Origin of the sequence: Microbacterium sp. LWS13-1.2 (assembly GCF_040144835.1) — a bacterium.
Taxonomy (GTDB): Bacteria; Actinomycetota; Actinomycetes; order Actinomycetales; family Microbacteriaceae; genus Microbacterium.
The window spans coordinates 1806361-1824959 of the sequence record NZ_CP151632.1; the positions used below are offsets into that span (position 1 = coordinate 1806361).

Below are 18599 nucleotides of genomic sequence, written 5' to 3' on the forward strand. Positions count from 1 at the left end.
AGAGTCTCGGGCTGTCGTGTGCGACGTGTGCGCGAGTCTACGCGGCGCTCAGCCGCGACCGACCAGCCGGGCGAACCCGCTGAGCCTGGCCACCCCCTCCGGGGTGTACGGCAGGTCATCCAGGAGCCCGGGCGAGTACACCAGGAACGCGGTGTGCATCGCCCGCGAGATCGCGACGTTCAGGCGGTTGCGCAGCAGCAGGAACTCGAGCCCGCGCGGCGCGTCGCGGCCGCTCGACGCCGCGAGGGAGACGATGGCGACAGCCGCCTCCTTGCCCTGGAACTTGTCCACCGTGCCGACAGGCACGTCGGGGAACCCCGCGGCGGCGAGGGCCGCCTCGACGGCCACCTGTTGGGCGTTGTAGGGGGTGACGACGATGAGATCGCCCTGTTCCAGCGGTCGCGGCGCCAGCCTCGCCGATGTGCCGTCGCTGTCGTCGGTGGCGGCATCCGTCCACTCCCGCCCGATGAGATCCGTCACCAGCCGGGCGACCTCGGCGGCCTCTTCGAGGGACTGCGTCGCGTTGCCGTGATGGCGCAGTGGGATCGGCACCAGCCCGGGACGGATGCCGTCGATCCGGCGCAGCGCCGTCGACGGGTGCGCCGCCAGCTCGCCACGGTACGACAGCGTCGAGACCGGCGCGGCGACCTCCGGTCGCATGCGCCGGGTCTCTGCCAGGAAGTAGCCGTACTCGGTCGGGATGACGTCGGCGCCGTCCATGACCCACCCGAGCGCCGACGTGTCGACGGGTGCGGGGTGGGTGCCCTGACTCACCTGAGGCAGCTGCTGCGGGTCGCCCAGCAGCAGCAGTCGCGGCGCCGCGAGCGACACGGCGATCGTCGACGCGAGCGAGAACTGCCCGGCCTCGTCGACGACGAGCAGGTCGAGACTGCCGCGCGGCACACGGCCCTCGTGACTGAAGTCCCACGCGGTGCCGCCGATGACGAACCCCGATGCCTCGTGCTCGGCCGTGAACGCGGCGACGCCGTTCTTCGGCAGCACGGTGAAGCCGTGCGCGGCAGCCGGATCCTTCGGGGCCTTGCCCACCTGTGCGGCCAGAACGCCGGCAGCGATCACGCGCTCGAGCAGGTGCTCGATCGTCGCGTGCCCCTGCGCGACGACGCCGACCTTGTAGCCGTGGTCCCGCACGAGCCGTGCGATGACGTGGGATCCGACGTAGGTCTTGCCGGTCCCGGGAGGGCCCTGCACGGCGAGGTAGCTGCGGTCGAGCGCGCGCACCGCGCGGGCGATCGCGTCGACGGCGTCCTCGCCCGCGACGGGGAGCGCGCTCCCCTCTGGTCGCGGTGCGACCCCGGCTCCGAGCAGCGGCTGCAGCATGCGCGGCGGGCGGCGGCACAGGATGTCGGTCGCAGGATCGGCCGGGAGCTCGGGCGCGGCGTCGATGACGGCATCCGCCCACGCGTCTATGGCGGCCTGCTGGTTGCCCGCCGCGGGCGGCGCCTGAGGTGTGAGCGCGAGAGGCAGCTCGTTCCAGGTCACGCCGTCGACCGCCGTCTCCTCGATCACGGCACCGTCCTCGAGGACCTCGAGGACGGTGACCGAACGGTAGGAGTGGATCCACCGCGGCGAGGCGTCGAACGGGTACGGCGCGGGCAGCTCGTACAGGGCGAACGGGTTCGTCCCCTCGCTGAGGCGGGTGCCCGGTGCAAGGTCGCCGCGCAGCTCGACGACGCGCCGCTCCCCGCCCCGGCCGCTCTCGAGGAAATGCCAGTCCTCGCGCACGCGACTGCGCGCGGGGTCGATCGCGACCACATCGCGGGTCTCGTCCCACAACGACACCGGCTCGCGCAGACGCAGGAAGTGCGTCGCCCAGAACGACTTCGCCTCGCGCGGGTAGTAGTCGATCGCGGCCGCGGCCAGGCGCAGCGTGCGGCCCGCGACGGAGTCCTCGGCGTGCTCCCGCGCGAGTGCGTCGAGCACGGTCGCCCGGGCCGACGGCTCGTACGCGCGCTCGTCCGGCTCGGGGTTGGGCGACGGCACGAGGGCGGCCTCGCGCGCGCGGTCGACGAGCCAGTCGCGCAGGCGCCGCGTCGACACGCAGTCGTAGCGGTTGTAGTCGGCGAGGTCGTCGAAGAGGAGGGCGGCTTCGGCCGCTGCGCCGTCGGCCTGCAGCGCACGGGCCTCGACGTAGCGGACGATGGAGTCGTCGCCCTTCTGCACGTCGCTCGTGCGCACCTCGTCGCCCATGTAGAGCGGTTCGAGCTTCTTGATCGAGTACGACCGCGATCCGACGCGCAGCGCGCGGCGCACGATCGGGTAGAGGTCGACGAAGACGCCGTCGCGCAGCAGCCGGTCGACGTCGGCCTCGCGCACGCCGTGCCGTGCGGCCATGGCCAGCAGATGCGTCGGCTCGTACGGCGCGTAGTGGTAGATGTGCATGCCCGGGAACTGCTGCCGCCGCAGGTTCACGATGTCGAGGAACGTCTCGAGCGCGCGCTTCTCGTCGGCGAAGGAGTGCGCCCACAGCGCGGTGTATTGCTCGCGAGTATCGACCCAGCCGAACAGGTAGTCGATTCCCCACTGGGTGGGCTCCCCCGGCATCGGCGGCTCGGTGTGCAGCGGGTCGCCCTCGAAGTCGAAGAAGAGGTCGCCGTGGTCGGGACGCGGCAGCGCGCCCAGCGCCTGCGGCGCCATCACCTCGAACACCGGGATCGGCGGCGCCTCGACCGGAAGCGGGGCCTCTCGGACGCCGGGCTCTTCGAGGAGAGTCGCGACCGTGACCTGCGCCACCGCATCGTGGACCGCCGCGCCGCGCGCGGTCGTCGCCGCGTCGCCCACGGCGCCGTGCGCGGTGGTCGCGGCGTCGCCCACGGTCGCGGCGTCGACCACCGTCACAGCCTCGACCACCGTCACGTCGCGCCGCGCGACGTGGGCCTTCGGCGCCACGAGCGGCGGCGTTCCCGCCGGGCTCTCGAGCTGCAGGCGCGCCTGGGTGCGCAGCGAGGCGAACACGTCGGGATTCATCCCCGTCGGCCCCGCCGGCGCCCCGGCGAGCTGCTCGATCGTGTGGATGCCGGCGGCGCGCAGCCGTTCGCGCTGCACCGGCCGCATGCCGGCGACGAGGAGCAGGTCACGGGATGCCACGACCTCGGCGTCGCACGTCGCGCAGCGTCCGCAGGCGACGACGCCGAGCTCGCCGCGCGGGTCGCCCCATGCGATCGGCTCCCCCGCCGCTCCGAGCTCGAGGCGCCGGTCGGCGATCAACGCGGCCAGGCGCTCGCGGCGCAGTGCGAAGACGGGGAGAAGGTCATCGACCTCGTGTTCGCTGACGCTGCCGTCGCCGAGCAGCAGCTGCACACGGCCGGACCGGGGCACGCCGAGGCGGTCGAGCTGGTCGACGTAGGCCGCGAGCTGCATCAGTGCGGTGACGCGGGCGTGCCGCGCGAGCTTCGTGTCCTGCACGATCCATGGCCGGCCGGATCCGCTGCCGGCAGCGTCGTCGCGCACCAGGAAGTCGGCGAACCCCACGAACGAATCGGTGGCGAACGCCGCCTGGTAGACGACCTCGGCATCAGAGGCCAGCGCCGCGTTCGTGCGGGCGACCGCATCGGCCAGGGCCGCGGCATCCGACGATCTCGTCTCGGGGATCACGGCCACCCGGTCGCCGTACCGCGCGACGTACTCGTCGAGCACACGGCGCTCGTGCACGGTGCCGAGACGCGCTGCGCGCTCGAGAGTGAGGTCTTCGGGCTCTTCGACCGCCGCGACGCGTCCGAGCCGCGCGTCGATCGCGCGCAGCCAGGCGAACTCGCATTCGGCGGCCGCCTTCAGATCACTCGCACTCCAGACGATCCGGCCTTCGTCCTCGATGTATCGCATGCCCCGCCCTTCTCACACGACCCTAGCCGCGGCATCCGACACCTCCCGCTCCGCTGTCGCGAATGGCGGCCCGACCCCACCGATCGTGACAGGCGAGCCGCATACCACCCCGCTGGTTCTCGGGCCATCGGGCGGCCACCTGCCAGACTGGAACGCATGAGCCTGCCCTTCGAGAGCGCGTACCGACACGGGTTCGCCCGCGTCGCGGCCTGCACGATCCCGGTCTCGATCGCCGATCCCGCGGCCAATGCCGACGCGGTCCTCGAGACAGCACGCGAGTGCGACGCGGACGCCGTCGCCGTCGCGGTCTTCCCGGAGCTCTGCCTCACCGGCTATGCCATCGACGACCTGGTGATGCAGGACCCGGTGATCGACGCCGTGGTCGCCGCGATCGAGCGGCTGGTCGAGGCATCCGCGGATCTGCTCCCCGTGCTCGTCGTGGGTGCACCGCTGCGCCACCGCAACCGCCTCTACAACTGCGCCGTCGTCATCCACCGCGGCGAGCTGCTGGGCGTCGCGCCGAAGTCGTACCTGCCCACCTACCGCGAGTTCTACGAGCGGCGCTGGTACGCGCCGGGCGACGACCAGGGCGATCAGGACATCCGCGTCGGCGCGCTCGAGGCCCCGTTCGGCCCCGACCTGCTGTTCGAGGCACTCGACGTCCCCGGGCTCATCGTGCACGCCGAGGTGTGCGAAGACGTCTGGGTGCCGATCCCGCCGTCGTCGAGCGCCGCGCTGGCCGGCGCGACCGTGCTGCTCAACCTCAGCGGCAGCCCGATCACCATCGCCCGCGCCGAGGACCGCAAGGACCTCGTGCAGTCGCAGTCCCTGCGCTGCCTGGCCGCCTACGCATACGCGGCCGCCGGAAGCGGCGAATCGACGAACGACGTCTCGTGGGACGGCCAGACGATGATCTACGAGGGCGGCAACCTGCTCGTCGAGACGGAGCGCTTCCCCGACGGGCCGCGCCGCTCGGTGGCCGACGTCGACCTCGACCGGCTGCGCCAGGACCGCCTGCGCCAGGGCACGTTCGACGACAACCGCCGGGCGACGCAGGCGGATGCCGCCTTCCGCACCGTGCACTTCCAGCTCGACCCGCCGCAGACCGACGTCGGGCTGCGCCGCACCCTCGACCGGTTCCCGTTCGTGCCCGACGACCCCGCGCGCCTCGCGCAGGACTGCTACGAGGCGTTCAACATCCAGGTCTCGGGCCTCGTCCAGCGCATGCGGGCGATCGGCGGCCCGAAGCCCGTGATCGGCGTCAGCGGCGGGCTCGACTCCACCCACGCCCTGCTCGTGGTGGCGCGGGCCATGGACCTCATGGGCCGCCCGCGCGGCGACATCCTCGCCTACACGATGCCGGGGTTCGCGACGAGCGACCACACCAAGTCGAACGCCATCGCCCTCGCGGAGTCGGTCGGCGCGTCGATCGAGACCATCGACATCCGCCCGCTCGCGATCGAGATGCTCGAGCGCCTGGACCACCCGTTCGCCGACGGCGAGCCGGTGCACGACATCACGTTCGAGAACGTGCAGGCAGGCCTGCGCACCGACTACCTCTTCCGCCTCGCGAACCATCACGGCGGCATGGTCATCGGCACGTCCGACCTGTCGGAGCTCTCGCTCGGCTGGGCGACGTACGGCGTCGGCGACCACATGAGCCACTACGCCGTCAACACCGGCGTGCCGAAGACGCTGATCCAGCACATCATCCGCTGGGTGATCTCGCACCGAGGCGACGAGGGCGGCTCCACCGAGCTGAGCGACCGCGCCCGGGAGGTGCTGCAGTCGGTTCTCGACACCGAGATCTCGCCTGAGCTCGTCCCCGCGGGCCAGGACGGCAAGATGCAGTCGACCGAGGACCGGATCGGCCCCTACGCGCTGCACGACTTCACGCTGTACCACGTGCTGCGATTCGGCTTCCGGCCGTCGAAGATCGCGTACCTCGCCGCGCACGCGTGGAGCGACAAGGATGCCGGCGCCTGGCCTCCCGGCTTCCCCGACGAAGACCGCTACGCGTACGACCTGCCCACGGTCGCGAAGTGGCTTCAGGTGTTCCTCCAGCGCTACTTCGCGTTCGCGCAGTTCAAGCGCTCCGCGATCCCCAACGGTCCGAAGGTGTCGCCGGCGGGCTCGCTGTCGCCCCGCGGCGACTGGCGTGCACCGTCGGACGGCAACGCCCGCGTGTGGCTCGCGGAGCTCAGGGCGGCTCTCCCCGAGCTCGTCGAGGACTGACCGCGCGGCCTCTCCGACCGCGACAGCGCGATCCGCCGTCGTGCGCTCAGGCGGGTGGCTGCGCGTAGGCGAGCGTGATGATCCAGCTGTCGCGCGAGAGATCCGCCAGCCGGTAGAAGACCTTCCGGTCGGGGATCCAGCCCTTCGTCAGCGGGCTGTCGAGCCGCACGTGGTCGGCGGCGACGCGCGCGCCGCGGCCGTCGGCATCCCTCACGGCCTGCACACGTGTCCAGTGCGCGATCAGCTTGCCCATGTCGTTCTCGTCGAGCAGGTGGGAGTGGCGCTTCATCAGGTGCATCTCGGCGTCGTCCGGATGCGCGTCGCGCAGGTCCAGCCCCAGCGACACCTCGGGGTCGGTGACGGCGACGACCGTGGCGGCGCGGAAGTTGACGTTGCGGATCTTCAGCGGCAGCTCCGCCCCGCCAATCTCGGCGAACAGCTGGGTGTGGAACCCGAACGTGCGGGGCGCTTCGCGCTCGACGCGCACGTCCTTCGGATCGACCCCGAGCCGGGCGGCGACGATCTCCTTGGCGAGAAGGCGCTTGCGGTCGTGGTCGGGCAGCTTCGGATCCCAGCCGAGCCGAGCCGTGATACCCGCCGGAGTCTCGAGAAGCACCGATTGCATGATCCACCTCATTCTCCGCGGACCGTCCGCACCTCCATCCTGTCCCCGTCGCGCGCGACGAGGAAGATCGCCACGCGCCCAGCGCTGCTCTCCGTGCGAAAAGCTCCGAACAGCCGTCAAGCCCCTGTCGATCCCGGCGGCCGGCGGAAAGGATGAGGCCATGGCCCGGCGCACGGTGGTGGTCGACAACGGTCCCGACGGACCTCCCGCCGCCGTGCTCGGTCCCGGAGGTTGCGGGTGCGTCGTCGAGCGAGGTGAGCCGGCGCCGTGAACGGCTTCGCCGCGGTCGACTTCGAGTTCGCGCGCCAGGTGCTGCAGCGGGGCGTCGCCGCGCTGTTCGTCGTGGCATTCGTGTCGACGCTGAACCAGTTCCGCCCGCTGCTGGGCGAGCACGGGCTGCTGCCCGCGCCCGAGCTCCTCGACTGGGCGCGTTCGTCGACGCGCGGACGGCGACTGCTGCGTCCGACGCTGTTCCGCTGGCTGAGCTACAGTGACCGACGGCTCGTCGCGCTGTGCGTGACGGGCGTCGTCGTCGCGGCCGCTCTGGTGATCGGCATCCCACAGCTCGGTCCCCCGTGGGTGCCGATGCTCTGCTTCCTCGGTCTGTGGTTCGGCTACATGTCGATCACGAGCATCGGCCAGACCTTCTACGGCTTCGGGTGGGAGATGCTGCTCCTCGAGGCCGGGTTCCTCGCGGCCTTCCTCGGGTCGGATCGGCAGCCGCCGCCCACCGTGGTGATCGTCCTGTTCTGGTGGCTGGTGTTCCGGCTCGAGTTCGGCGCGGGCATGATCAAGATCCGCGGCGGCCGCGAGTGGCGCGACCTCACGGCCCTGATGTACCACCACGAGACCCAGCCGATGCCCGGCCCGCTGAGCCGCCAGGCCCACCTGCTCCCGGCCTGGTTCCATCGTGGCGAGGTGCTCGGCAACCACTTCTCGCAGCTCGTCGTGCCGTGGTTCCTGTTCGCACCGCTCCTCGGGCTGTTCGTTCCCGGCCCCGTGCCCGCGATCATCGGCGCGGTGGCCGCTGCGATCGTGATCGCGACGCAGACGTGGCTCGTCCTGACCGGCAACTTCGCCTGGCTCAACTGGATGACGATCGTGCTCGCCTTCTCGGCGATCGGGCTGCCGGGCATCGGCGCCGAGCACGCGCCTGCGGCATCCGATCCCCCGTGGACCCTCGACGGGCTCCCGGTGTACTGGCTCGTCGTCACGTGCGGCGTCGGCGTGCTGTATCTCGTGCTCAGCTGGTCGCCGCTGCAGAACCTGTTCGCCCACCGGCAGCTCATGAACGCCTCGTTCAACCGCTGGCAGCTCGCCAACGCGTACGGCGCCTTCGGCACGGTGACGAAGCAGCGCATCGAGATCGTCGTCGAGGGGACGACCGATGAGGATCCGGATGCCGCGACCTGGCGCGAGTACGCCTTCAAGGGCAAGCCGGGCGACGTGCGCCGCATCCCCCGCCAGTTCGCGCCGTACCATCTGCGCCTGGACTGGCTGATGTGGTTCCTGCCGCTCGGTCGCTCGCTCGAGGACTGGTTCACCACGTTCCTGGTGCGGCTGCTGGAAGCGGATGCCGCGACCCTGCGCCTGCTCGCGCACGACCCGTTCGCGGGCGAGCGCCCGCGGTGGGTGCGGGCGGTGTCGTATCGTTACCGGTTCACGACGCGCGAGGAGTTCCGCCGGACGCACGCCCGGTGGGTGCGCGACCGCCGGCGGCCGGTGATGGGACCGGTGTCGCTCCGCCGTTGAGCGCGGCCCCGAGCCGCGGCGTTCGGGGGTCACGACACGCGGCATCGCGCGCGACGTGACCGCGTGTCGTGACCCCCGAAGTGACGGTCAGGGCACCGGGGCGTCGGTGGCCGACGACCGAGAGCCGACTTTGCGGCGCGCCGTCAGGTCGACGATCGACACGATGAACGCGAGTGCGAGGAAGAGCGCGACGGACAGCATCCCGAACGCGTACGCGTCGTGGTAGACGACCAGCTCGTCGTGCGTGCCGGACTCGCGATAGATGGCCGCGTAGAACAGCGACAGTGCGACCGCGGTGCCCACGGCCGCGCCGATGCGCTGGCCGAGCTGGCCGACTGAGCCTGCGACGCCGCCTTGCTTGACCGGGATCTCGGCGAGCGTGAGGGTCTGGTTCGGGGCGATCACGAGGCCGCCGCCGGCGCCGCCGACGGTCATGATCGCGGCCATGATGTAGGGGGTCCATGCGGGCGGGGCATACAGCGCCGTGAGCATGAGGCCGCCGACGCAGGCGAGCATGGCGACGAGTCCCCACACCACCACGACGCGGCCGTGGCTGCTCACCAGGTTGCCGCCGACCCACGAGGTCACGGCGCTCGCGAGCGCGAAGCCGATGGAGACCATTCCCGCGTAGACGGGTTCGAGCCCCAGACCGATCTGCAGGAACAGGGTCGTCACGAGGAACATCGCCGGCGCCGCGGTGAAGTACGCCGTCTGCAGCAGCGTGCCGTTGCGATACGACGCGATGCGGAACAGCTTGAGCGGGATGAGCGGATTGCGGCCGCGCGCCGCATAGTGACGCTCCCAGGCGATGAACGCCGAGACGAACAGGGCGAACACCACGAGCAGCCACCAGCGCGCCGGGTTGTCTGTCGGTGCGCCCGTCGTGAAGAGGAACGGCCACATGAGCGAGACGACGCTCGCGCCGAACAGGAGGACGCCGACGGGATCGAGCTGCACGCGGCGGTGCGATCTCGTACGCGTGTCGGGCAGCAGCCACAGCGCGAGCGCGATGGCGGCCAGGCAGAGCGGGACGTTCATCCAGAAGATGAGCCGCCAGCCGTCGGTCGGCCCGCCCAGCGCGATGAGCAGCCCGCCGAGCGTCGGGCCGAACGCCGTCGCGACGCCGATCGTCGCGCCGAACAGCCCGAAGGCCCGAGCGCGCTCCCTGCCCTGGAACAGCTCCTGCGCCATGCCCAGGACCTGGGGCATCTGGATGCCGGCGGCCACGCCCTGCAGCAGCCGCCCGACGAGCAGCACCTCCGCGGTCGGCGCGAGGGCGCACATCACGCTCGTGACCGTGTACAGCGAGAGCCCGACGATGAACAGCGTGCGGCGCGAGCGCTGGTCGCCGAGGCGGCCCATCGGGACCAGCACCAGGCCGAACGTGAGCACGAACCCCGACACGATCAGCTGCAGCTGCGTCGAGGTAGCGCCGAGGACCTCGCCGATCGACGGCAGCGCCACGTTCACCTTCGTCATGTCGAGGATCGTGATCGCCGCCACCGAGACGCACACCCAGAACGCGCGCCAGCGGGCGGCGGGCGAGAGCGGGATGACGGCGGTGGTGGGCGGCACGGCGCGGGCCGTGCTCGTGGTCTTCGTGGTTCTCGACTCGGACTCAGGCATCGTGCCCAGGCTAGCCCCGCTCCCGTTCCCGGCGGGTGGAGCGGGGCATCCGTGTCCCGCTGGATCCGGCTCGCGCGAAAGCCGGACATGATGGGGGTGTGAGACTTCTCGTCGCCGCCCTCGCCTCCGAGCTCGTCGCCTTTCCCGACGACCTTCCCGGCTTCGACCGCCTCGTCACGGGCCCCGGCAAGCTCCAGGCCACCTACGCCCTCACCCGGGCGCTCGACGCCACCGTGTACGACGAGATCGTGGTCGTCGGCACCGCCGGGGCGATCGACGCGCGGCTCGACGCAGCCGTCTACGAGATCAGCGCGGCACTGCAGCACGACGTCACCGACATCGACGGCATCGTCGGCCAGCACGTGTCGCTGCCGCCGCTCGTCGAACTCGAGGCGGAGGGCGTCACCATCGCCACGGGCGACCACTTCGTCGACGACGCCGAGGCGGTCGCGGTGATCCGGCCGCTCGGCGCCGGTCTGGTCGACATGGAGACCTACGCGTACATCTGGGTCGCGCAGCAGTTCGGGGTGCCGATCCGCGTGCTCAAGGCGGTGTCGGATCGCGCGCAGGACGGTGCGATCACCGACTGGCATGCCGCGGTCGCCGCGTGCAGCCACCAGCTGCGCGATCGCATCCGCGCCGAATACGAGGTCTGATCCCGCTCCCCCTGGAAGGGATCAGACGCGGGCGACGTCGTCCTGCCTGATGACGCTCGGGCCGTGGGGCGTCGCCTCGACGGCGAGCTGTGCGGGCAGCTGCTCCTTCATTGCCGCGACGTGGCTGATGACCCCGACCATGCGGCCGCCCTGCCGCAGCTCGTCCAGGGTGCGCATGGCCAGGTCGAGGGTCTCCTCGTCGAGCGAGCCGAACCCCTCGTCGACGAACAGCGTGTCGAGGCGCACCCCGCCGGCGCGGGCTGTGACGACCTCGGCGAGACCGAGCGCCAGGGCGAGCGACGCGAGGAACGTCTCGCCGCCCGACAGCGACTGGGCCGGCCGCGCCTGACCGGTGAAGGCGTCCATGATCTCGAGGCCGAGCCCCGACGCGGCGCCGCGCGCAGCGCGGGCGTCGGTGTGCTGCAGTCGATACCGGCCCGACGACATGTCGCTCAGCCGCATGTTCGCCGCGGCGACGATCTCTTCGAGTTCGGCGGCGAGCACGAAGGTCTCGAGGTCCATCTTCATCGTGTTGGGGGCCCGCCCCGCCACGGTGTCCGCGAGCCGGGCGATCGCGGCGGCGTCGGCGGCGCGGGCGGCCACACCGGCGTACGCGTCGTCGATCTGCAGCGCCAGGTCGCGCAGGCGTTCGACGGCGGTGTGCGCATCGCGCTCGGCGCGGAGCGCCGCGGTGCGTGCGGCGTCGGCGGCGTCGAGCGCGGCACGCGACGCCGCGGTGTCGACGGGCCCGGCGGGCGCACCGGCGAGCTCCAGCTCGAGCTCGAGCACCCGCGCACGCGTCACGGCGAGCTGGGTGTCGTGCGACGAGATCCGTTCGGCCAGCGCCTCCATGTCGGCGGGCTTCAGAAGGGCGGCGGTCGCTTCCGCCGCGTCGGCGAAGACGGATGCCGCGATCCGTTCGTCCGCATCGGTTCGCGCCTGGACGGCCCGGGTCGCCGCCCGCTCGGCGTCGGCGCGCGCGTCGGCGGCGGCTCTTGCCGCGTCGCGGAGGGCGGTCACGTGCGCCACCCGCTCGGCGACGCTGGCATACTCGCCGCGCGCGGCACCCGCTGCCTGACGCGCGGCGTCGACCGTCGCGGTGAGCGCCGCAATGCGGGTGCGCGCCGCGACGAGAAGATCGACGAGGCCGGTGCGCGAGGCCTCGGCGTCGGCGTCGAGCGCTGCGAGCTCGGCATGACGCGCGGCGAGGGCATCACGTCGCGCCACCGCGCGCTCGGCATCGGCGAACTCCTCGGTCGCCGCGGCGAGCTGCGTGCGCAGCACCTCGACGGTCTGTCCACCGGCGCGCGCCGCGGCCTCGGCATGGCGCTCTCGCGCCGCCTTCGCGGCATCCGACGCGCGGCGCTCGTCACGTGCCGTCGCGTCGCGCTCGACCTCGGCTGCGGCGAGCATCTCGTCGGTGACCGGTTCGTCGGCCGGCTCGGCGGGCGAGGGATGCGCGGTCGAGCCGCAGACCGCGCACGGCTCGCCGTCGACCAGCGTCGTCGCGAGCTCGCCGGCGTACCCATCCAGCCGACGCTGCAGCAGCCGGGCGACGGCCGCCGCTGCCGTCGCGGCGGCAGCGGCCGCGTCTCGGTGCGAGATCTCGGCCTCCCGCTGCGCTGCGGCGAGCCGCGCCGCCTCCTCGGCCGCGGCGAGCCGGCTCGCCGTCTCCTCCTGTCGCGACCGCGCGGGGTCGCGCCGCGCTGCGGCTTCGCGCTCCGCCTCGAGCTCCGCGTCCAGCCGGGCCAGCTCGGCGGGCACCTGGGCACGCTGCGCGTCGAGGGCGACGATGTCGGTCTCGAGCCGCGTCGCCTCGGTCGAGGCATCCCTCACCTGCGCCTCGCCCTGGACGAGGGCGGCCTCGTGCGTGAGCGCCGCGGTCCACACCGCGAGGTCGCCGGTGAGGCGCTCCACCAGTTCGGCGAGGTCGGCGACGACCTCCTCCCCGCTGCCAGCGGCGACACGCTGCCACGCAGCCTCGGCCGAGGCGACGGCGGCATTGCTCGTCGCGGCCGCGTCGTCCGCGGCCAGCGCGGCTTCGAGCGGCGCCCGCAGCACCTCGGCCGCGCGGGCATGCTGCAGCCGACGACGGTCGACGGCGATCTGCGCCCCGGCCTCCTCGAGCACCGTGAGGCGTTCGTGTGCGCGGCCGAGCTCCTGCTGGGCCTTCGCCAGGGCGACCCGCTCTGCGTGCGCGGCCTCGGCGACTGCACGGGTGTCGTCGGCGGCCGCACGCTCGTGCGCGAGCGTGTCGAGGCGGTACAGGGCGCGCTGCTCGCCGAGCTCGACCGCGGCACGGCGGGCCGTCAGGTCGACCGGCGGCGCCTCGACCCGCTCCGCTGCGACGGGCTCCTGCGCCGCGATGAGGCGCTCCGCCTGGTCGAGCAGGGTGCGCGCCCGTTCGCCGAGCGCGTCGAGCTCGTGCTGCGCAGCTTTGCTGCGCTCCCCCAGCTCGCGCGCGTACTCCTCGTAGCGCCGGGTCCCGAAGAGCGCCCGCAGCAGCGACTGGCGCTCGGCGCCGGAGGCGAGCAGGAAGCGCGAGAACCGGTTCTGGGCGAGCAGGATGACCTGCTGGAACTGCTGGGCATTGAGCCCCAGCACCTCGTCGAGCAGCAAGCCGACGTCGCGGGGTTTGCCGGCTCGGCCGACCCAGACGCCGTCGACGAGCTCTTCCAGCTCGGCGCGCGTGGGCTCGGTCGTGAGTCCCCCGCCGCGGCGCGACGGCCGCTGGTACTCCGGGGCTCGGGTCACCCGCCAGCGACGGTCGCCGACGGTGAACTCCAGACGCACCTCGGTCGGGTCCTCCGGATCGCAGTGGTCGCTGCGCAGCCGCTTGTCGCCCGACTCGTAGCGGGGAACACTGCCGTACAGCGCGAAGCAGACGCCGTCCAGGATGCTCGACTTGCCGGCCCCCGTGCGGCCGGCGATCAGGAAGATGCCGTCGCGCTCGAACGCCTCGAAGTCGACGCTCTGCCGCTCACGGAACGGCCCGAAGCCGGTGAGCTCGAGGTGGTGCAGCCTCACGCCGTGGCCTCCACGCGGGTGCGCTCGTCCAGCAGCTCGCCGACGAGCTCCGCCTCCCGCGCCGAGGCACCCTCCCCGTCGCGGACGTGGGCGAGGAAGGCGTCGACGAGCTCGGCCTCGTTGCGCGCGGTCCGCACGCGCTGGGCGTAGGTGCGCGCGTCGTCGGTGCGGGCTGCCACCGGCGCGTGGCGGACCTCGGCGCAGTGCGGGAACCGTGCGAGCAGCCGGCGCATCGGGTCGCGCTGCGGCAGCGGGTCTGTGTACTCGGCGCGCACCCAGTCCCCGGCGTGACCGGCGAAGCGCTCGTCGGCGAGCAGCTCGTCGAGCGTCGCCGTCAGTGTCACGAGGGCGCGGGGCACCGGCAGCGGCAGCCACTCCACAGCGGCCTCGTCGGCGGCGAGACCGTCGGCGTCGAGCTCGATGAGCCATGATCCGCGGGGCTTGTGCCCCTCGTCGAAGCTGTAGTGCAGGGGTGCGCCGGCATACCGGACGCGCGGCGAGAGCTGCTGGCGGCCGTGGATGTGACCGAGCGCCATGTAGTCGACGCCGTCGAAGGCCGACAGCGGCACGATGTCGAGCCCGCCCTGCTGGATGTCGCGCTCGAGGTGCGGCGTCGGCTCCACGCCGGCGGCGAAGCAGTGCGCGACCGCGATCGACCGCCCCCCGCGGCGTGCCACGTCCGCGCGCACGAGGTCCATCGCGTGCGTCAGTACGTCGGCCTGGGTGCGCACCCCCGGCCAGACGGTGCGCAGCAGCACCGGCTCGAGATAGGGGATGCCGTACACGTGGACGGGTCCGTGCTCGTCCGTGACGGTGACCGGCGTCCCCACGGTCGCGGGTTCGGTGATCACGTGCACACCGTCGCGCAGCAGCCCGGACTGGAACCCCAGTCGCGCGGCGGAGTCGTGGTTGCCGCTCGTGACGACCACCGTCGCGCCCGAGTCGGCGAGGCCCCGCAGCGTTTCGGAGAGGAGCGTGTAGGCGCCCGCGGCTGGGGTCGCGGAGTCGAACACGTCGCCCGCGACGATCACGAGGTCGACCCGATGCTCGCGCACTTGCTGGACGAGGGCATCGAGCACACTGCGCAGCGCATCGAGCGTGGCGTGGCCGTGGAACGACCGCCCGATGTGCCAGTCCGAGGTATGCAGGATCCGCATGCTCACACGGTACGTTCGGCCCCTGACATCCGCGGCGAGGCAGGCCGCGCGGCGGCGAACCGCAGCGTTCCCGATCGCCCGGCCGGCGTGCGCGTACCCTCGATCCATGTCCTTGCCCGAGGTCTGCGTCGTCTATCTGCTGCGACGCGGTCCGGCGGGCGCCGAGGTGCTCCTGGGCGACAAGCGCACCGGGCTCGGTCAGGGCAGGATCGTCGGCATCGGCGGCAAGCTCGACCCGGGTGAGTCCGCCGAGGAGGCCGCCGTGCGCGAGGTCATGGAAGAGGTCGGCGTGCGGGTGGCGGCATCCGATCTGCACCTCGCCGGCACGATCGACTACCACTTCCCCACCCGGCCCGCGTGGTCGCAGCGCTCGACGGTGTTCGTGTGCCGGCGGTGGGTCGGCGATCCCGTCGAGACCGACGAGATCACGCCGCGCTGGTACGCGCTGGACGCGGTGCCGTATCGGCGCATGTGGGACGATGCATCGCGGTGGCTGCCGGGCGTGCTGCGCGGCGGTGCGGTCGACGCCCGCTTCACCTTCGGCGCCGACCTGTCGACCGTGGTGCTGAGCGCGGAGTGAGGACCAGCGGGCGCCCGATACGGGGCGCCGCGGCGCAGCGCGGGCCGCTGCGCTCATGTGCCGGCCGCACGTCGGCGGGGCACCCACCCACCGAGGCCGTGTTCGACGTATCGTGAGACATGGCGCACAACGCAGACACCGCACCCCGGTCCACCGTCGTGGCGCTCGTCGGTGCCGACAGCGACGAACTGCTGACGGGCCTGGCCGACGTTCCCGCCCTCGTCGCGCTGTCGCTGCGCGAGACGCAGCCCGCCGTCGCGGCGCACCTGGTCGCCTCGGTGTCCACCCCCTACGTGGTGCACGACGCCGATCCGCTCGAGCACGTCGCCGCCGCATGGGTGGAGCTGTACGAGGAGCGCTGCACCCTCGGCTCGCTCGAGACCGAGGTCGACGTGCTGCTGTCGCTGTTCGAGTCGGGCGAGGCGGTCATGCCGGACTACTACCTGGTGGCCGGGCCCGAGGCGATCGAGGGCACCTGGCGGCACTGGTGGCTCGGCGCCTTGGCTCATCACGCGCCGTCCCGGGTGCTGCCGGTCGAGGCCTCCGGCTCGGCGCTGCGGGCACGTCTGCGGTCCCTCCCGGCGTCGCGGCCGTGGCCGGAGCCGTCGGCGTGGCTCCCGCGCGTGCACTTCGACATCCCGGACCGCGTCGGACTGCGCGATCAGCCGGGCACCGCCTGACGTGCACAGGGTCGAGGAGTTCTCGCACGCCGGCGCGACGTTGATCGCCGAGCGCCGCGGTCACGGCGAGCGCGTGTACCTGCTCGTCCACGGCATCGGCATGGGACGCGCCGTCTTCGCGGACCTCGCCCGCCATCTGGGCGACGGCGAGGTGATCGCCCTGGACCTGCCCGGCTACGGCGAGGCGCCCGAGCCCGCACGCGTGCTCACCATCGAGCGCATGGCCGATCTCGTGGCCGCCTATCTCCGCGAGCGGGTCGACGTCCCCGCCGTCGTGGTGGGGCATTCGATGGGCGCGCAGATCGCGCTCGAGATCGCGGTGCGCCATCCCCCGGTCGTCGACCGCATCGTTCTCGTCGGCCCCACCGTGGATCCCGCGGCCCGCACGGCGCCGAGACAGCTGTGGCGGCTGCTCCGCGACATCGCCGTCGAGAGTCCCCGCGTGATCGCTGCCGGCGCGCGCGAGTACGTCCACGCGGGCCCGCGGATCCGCGCGAAGTTCCGCGCCATGCTCGCTCACCGTCCCGAGGACGTCCTCGCCCGCGCGCACGCGCCGGCGCTCGTCCTGCGCGGCGAGGACGACCCGGTGGCCCCGCCGGACTGGTGCGCCCGCGTCGCGGCGACGCTCCCCGACGGGCGCCTGGCGGAGGTGCCCGACCACGGTCACGAGACGATGATCCGGGATGCCGCGCCCGCCGCCCGCCTCATCCGGACGTTCGCCGGAGAGGCCTGAGCGCTGTCGCCGGACCGCCGCACTGCGACGGATTCCTGCCATCCGGCCGCGACCCGGCAATGTCGGAGCCCCCGCGTAGGTTGACTCTGTCGGAACCAACGGAGGAAACCATGTTCGCTGTATACGCCGCCGAACAGCAGTACCGCCACGACACCTGGACGCGGGAACGCGAGCACGCGATCCTCGCCACGATTCGCGAGCGGAAGATGACCGCCACGCACCGGACGCCGTCGGCCCCTGTCGCCGCGCGCCCCGCGCGGGTCGCCTGGCCGCGGCCGATCGGACTGCACGCGGCCGAAGAGTGCACCACCGTGTGCGCGGTCGCCTAGATCGTCAGCCGGCGCGCGGGTCCGCAGTTGCGGATCCCCGCGCGGCTGACGCCTGCTGCTCCGCCGTGCGGTCACGCGCGACGGCATCGCCGATCATCTGACCGCCGCTGCGCAGCAGCGCGCGACGCCACGGAAGGGTGCCCTCGATCTCGATCTGGATCGAGATCGACAGGATCGTACGGATCAGCACGATCAGACCCAGGATCGCTGCGTCCTCGAGGGACGGCTTCGAGGTGATGGTGCGGATCAGGTCCGCGGCCACCAGAACCTCGAGTCCCAGCAGGATCGCGGCGCCGAGCGTGGTGCGCAGCACCGTGAACGCGGCCTGCCCGCCCTCGTGGCGCGAAAGCGAACGGGCTCCGAGCACGAGGGCGATCACGAAGCCGACGATCATCGCGGCGGCGCCGACCGCCTCGAACCCGACGGCGACGGCGGTGAACAACGCCTCCATGTGCACGCGCCCAGCCTAGGGCCGGGCGCGTGCACGACGGGTGGTGAATCGCGGTGTCACCCCACGGCGTCGCGTCCCGGTGCCGCCGGACTGTCGGCGTCGCCGGTCGACACCTGGCGTGCGAGCTCCTCGATGTCGTTGTCGGGAAGGTCGACCCCCGATTGGCTGAGGCGCTGGCGCAGCACCTCCGCGATCCGCTCCAAGGGCTCGGTGCCGACATCGGAGCGCGTCTGGGCGACGATGCCCGCGACCTTGTCGACGTCGGAGGCGTTGTTCTGCGACATGGCCGGCAGGCGCTGCTCCTGCTCGGTGCCGAGGCCGCCGGACGTCTGCTGCGCCTGGCTCGCCGTCAGCGTGTCGCGGCCTTCGTCGTGGCCGTGGTGGTCCGAGCCGTCCACGACGCCGATGCCGACGGCCTCGTGGCTCGGCTCACCGGCCGGTGCCGCCGCGGGCTCGGGGCGCGACTCCGCCGGCGCTTCGTTCGCCGCGGGAGCGTTGCCTGCGTCGTCCGCCGGCTCGCTCATGGTCGGCGGCGCGGCGGGCGCCTCGTCGCGGACCGGCTCGCCGGCCGCCGGGGTGTCCTGCGCCCCTCCGGCGTCCCCGCGGTCGGGGTAGTTCACGCCTGTCTGCTCGTACTCGTTGCCCGTCGTGCTCATCACGGCTCCTCGCTTTCGGTGCTGTCGGCCACCAGATCGGGATCGGCACCCTGCCGGGCCGCCTCGCCCTCGACCGGGTCGTCGGGCTGCAGCGCGGCATCCGTCAGCAGGTCGGCTTCCGTCACCGCGGCGCTGCGCTCGCGGGACTCGCCGTCGCCCACTTCGTCCCAGCCGCCACCGGGGTCGGCGTTGATGACACCCTCGGGCAGGTCGTTCTGCGTAGACCGATCACGTTCCATCCGGTACTCCTCT

General features: G+C 72.6%; 15 protein-coding genes. 7 read left to right on the forward strand and 8 right to left on the reverse strand.

All coding sequences use genetic code 11. The features are described from left to right. Positions 1-48 precede the first annotated feature (48 nt). Positions 49-3840, reverse strand: a complete 3792-nt coding sequence (locus tag MRBLWS13_RS08660) for an AAA domain-containing protein (protein WP_349428629.1) — start codon at positions 3838-3840, stop codon at positions 49-51. Positions 3841-3996: 156 nt separating this feature from the next. Between MRBLWS13_RS08660 and MRBLWS13_RS08665 the strand changes: the two genes are divergently transcribed. After that, positions 3997-6075, forward strand: coding sequence for an NAD(+) synthase (locus MRBLWS13_RS08665; protein ID WP_349428630.1), 2079 nt, complete (start codon positions 3997-3999; stop codon positions 6073-6075). A gap of 46 nt (positions 6076-6121) precedes the next feature. Here the strand turns inward: MRBLWS13_RS08665 and MRBLWS13_RS08670 are convergent, their stop codons facing one another. Next, positions 6122-6700, reverse strand: coding sequence for a hypothetical protein (locus tag MRBLWS13_RS08670; RefSeq protein ID WP_349428631.1), 579 nt, complete (start codon positions 6698-6700; stop codon positions 6122-6124). Between the two features lie 267 nt (positions 6701-6967). On the opposite strand from MRBLWS13_RS08670, the gene MRBLWS13_RS08675 reads away from it, so the two are divergent. Next, on the forward strand, positions 6968-8452 hold the full coding sequence (locus MRBLWS13_RS08675) for a lipase maturation factor family protein (RefSeq protein ID WP_349428633.1): 1485 nt from the start codon (positions 6968-6970) through the stop codon (positions 8450-8452). A gap of 87 nt (positions 8453-8539) precedes the next feature. On the opposite strand, the gene MRBLWS13_RS08680 is transcribed toward MRBLWS13_RS08675, so the two are convergent. Further along, positions 8540-10078, reverse strand: coding sequence for an MFS transporter (locus MRBLWS13_RS08680; protein WP_349428634.1), 1539 nt, complete (start codon positions 10076-10078; stop codon positions 8540-8542). Positions 10079-10176: 98 nt separating this feature from the next. Between MRBLWS13_RS08680 and MRBLWS13_RS08685 the strand changes: the two genes are divergently transcribed. Next, positions 10177-10734: a nucleoside phosphorylase gene (locus tag MRBLWS13_RS08685; RefSeq protein WP_349428635.1), complete on the forward strand. Its 558-nt coding sequence runs from the start codon at positions 10177-10179 to the stop codon at positions 10732-10734. A 21-nt stretch (positions 10735-10755) separates the two neighbouring features. On the opposite strand, the gene MRBLWS13_RS08690 is transcribed toward MRBLWS13_RS08685, so the two are convergent. Together MRBLWS13_RS08690 and MRBLWS13_RS08695 are read right to left on the reverse strand one after the other, a co-directional pair. After that, positions 10756-13761 (reverse strand): SMC family ATPase, encoded by a 3006-nt coding sequence (locus MRBLWS13_RS08690; protein ID WP_349428636.1) that lies wholly within the window; start codon positions 13759-13761, stop codon positions 10756-10758. Continuing rightward, on the reverse strand, positions 13758-14918 hold the full coding sequence (locus MRBLWS13_RS08695) for an exonuclease SbcCD subunit D (protein ID WP_349428637.1): 1161 nt from the start codon (positions 14916-14918) through the stop codon (positions 13758-13760). The genes MRBLWS13_RS08690 and MRBLWS13_RS08695 overlap by 4 nt, the downstream gene beginning before the upstream one ends. A gap of 106 nt (positions 14919-15024) precedes the next feature. Between MRBLWS13_RS08695 and MRBLWS13_RS08700 the strand changes: the two genes are divergently transcribed. The 4 genes from MRBLWS13_RS08700 to MRBLWS13_RS08715 all read left to right on the forward strand — a co-directional run bounded on the left by MRBLWS13_RS08700 (position 15025) and on the right by MRBLWS13_RS08715 (position 17240). Beyond that, entirely contained in the window at positions 15025-15498 is a 474-nt protein-coding gene (locus MRBLWS13_RS08700) for an 8-oxo-dGTP diphosphatase (RefSeq protein WP_349428638.1), read from the forward strand. Between the two features lie 119 nt (positions 15499-15617). After that, complete coding sequence (locus MRBLWS13_RS08705) at positions 15618-16178, forward strand: hypothetical protein (RefSeq protein ID WP_349428639.1); 561 nt, start codon at positions 15618-15620, stop codon at positions 16176-16178. 1 nt (position 16179) lies between these two features. Further along, positions 16180-16911 carry an alpha/beta fold hydrolase gene (locus MRBLWS13_RS08710; RefSeq protein ID WP_349428640.1) on the forward strand — a complete coding sequence of 244 codons (732 nt, stop codon included), beginning with the start codon at positions 16180-16182 and terminating at the stop codon, positions 16909-16911. Positions 16912-17021: 110 nt separating this feature from the next. Next, entirely contained in the window at positions 17022-17240 is a 219-nt protein-coding gene (locus MRBLWS13_RS08715; RefSeq protein ID WP_349428641.1) for a hypothetical protein, read from the forward strand. Positions 17241-17244: 4 nt separating this feature from the next. On the opposite strand, the gene MRBLWS13_RS08720 is transcribed toward MRBLWS13_RS08715, so the two are convergent. From MRBLWS13_RS08720 to MRBLWS13_RS08730, 3 genes are read right to left on the reverse strand one after another with little or no spacing between them, the layout of a single operon-like run. Continuing rightward, positions 17245-17691, reverse strand: a complete 447-nt coding sequence (locus MRBLWS13_RS08720; RefSeq protein ID WP_349429028.1) for a DUF1622 domain-containing protein — start codon at positions 17689-17691, stop codon at positions 17245-17247. 56 nt (positions 17692-17747) lie between these two features. Then, a complete protein-coding gene (locus MRBLWS13_RS08725; RefSeq protein WP_349428642.1) occupies positions 17748-18347 on the reverse strand; it encodes a hypothetical protein in 600 nt (199 codons plus the stop codon). Then, entirely contained in the window at positions 18347-18586 is a 240-nt protein-coding gene (locus MRBLWS13_RS08730; protein WP_349428643.1) for a hypothetical protein, read from the reverse strand. Before MRBLWS13_RS08730 ends, MRBLWS13_RS08725 begins: the two co-directional genes overlap by 1 nt. Positions 18587-18599 lie beyond the last annotated feature (13 nt).

Bases quoted from the DNA above. Each gene is read 5' to 3' on its own strand.
- MRBLWS13_RS08660 (WP_349428629.1), bottom strand. From the start codon at position 3,840: ATGCGATACATCGAGGACGAAGGCCGGATCGTCTGGAGTGCGAGTGAT.
- MRBLWS13_RS08665 (WP_349428630.1), top strand. From the start codon at position 3,997: ATGAGCCTGCCCTTCGAGAGCGCGTACCGACACGGGTTCGCCCGCGTC.
- MRBLWS13_RS08670 (WP_349428631.1), bottom strand. From the start codon at position 6,700: ATGCAATCGGTGCTTCTCGAGACTCCGGCGGGTATCACGGCTCGGCTC.
- MRBLWS13_RS08680 (WP_349428634.1), bottom strand. From the start codon at position 10,078: ATGCCTGAGTCCGAGTCGAGAACCACGAAGACCACGAGCACGGCCCGC.
- MRBLWS13_RS08695 (WP_349428637.1), bottom strand. From the start codon at position 14,918: ATGCGGATCCTGCATACCTCGGACTGGCACATCGGGCGGTCGTTCCAC.
- MRBLWS13_RS08700 (WP_349428638.1), top strand. From the start codon at position 15,025: ATGTCCTTGCCCGAGGTCTGCGTCGTCTATCTGCTGCGACGCGGTCCG.
- MRBLWS13_RS08705 (WP_349428639.1), top strand. From the start codon at position 15,618: ATGGCGCACAACGCAGACACCGCACCCCGGTCCACCGTCGTGGCGCTC.
- MRBLWS13_RS08715 (WP_349428641.1), top strand. From the start codon at position 17,022: ATGTTCGCTGTATACGCCGCCGAACAGCAGTACCGCCACGACACCTGG.
- MRBLWS13_RS08720 (WP_349429028.1), bottom strand. From the start codon at position 17,691: ATGGAGGCGTTGTTCACCGCCGTCGCCGTCGGGTTCGAGGCGGTCGGC.
- MRBLWS13_RS08725 (WP_349428642.1), bottom strand. From the start codon at position 18,347: ATGAGCACGACGGGCAACGAGTACGAGCAGACAGGCGTGAACTACCCC.
- MRBLWS13_RS08730 (WP_349428643.1), bottom strand. From the start codon at position 18,586: ATGGAACGTGATCGGTCTACGCAGAACGACCTGCCCGAGGGTGTCATC.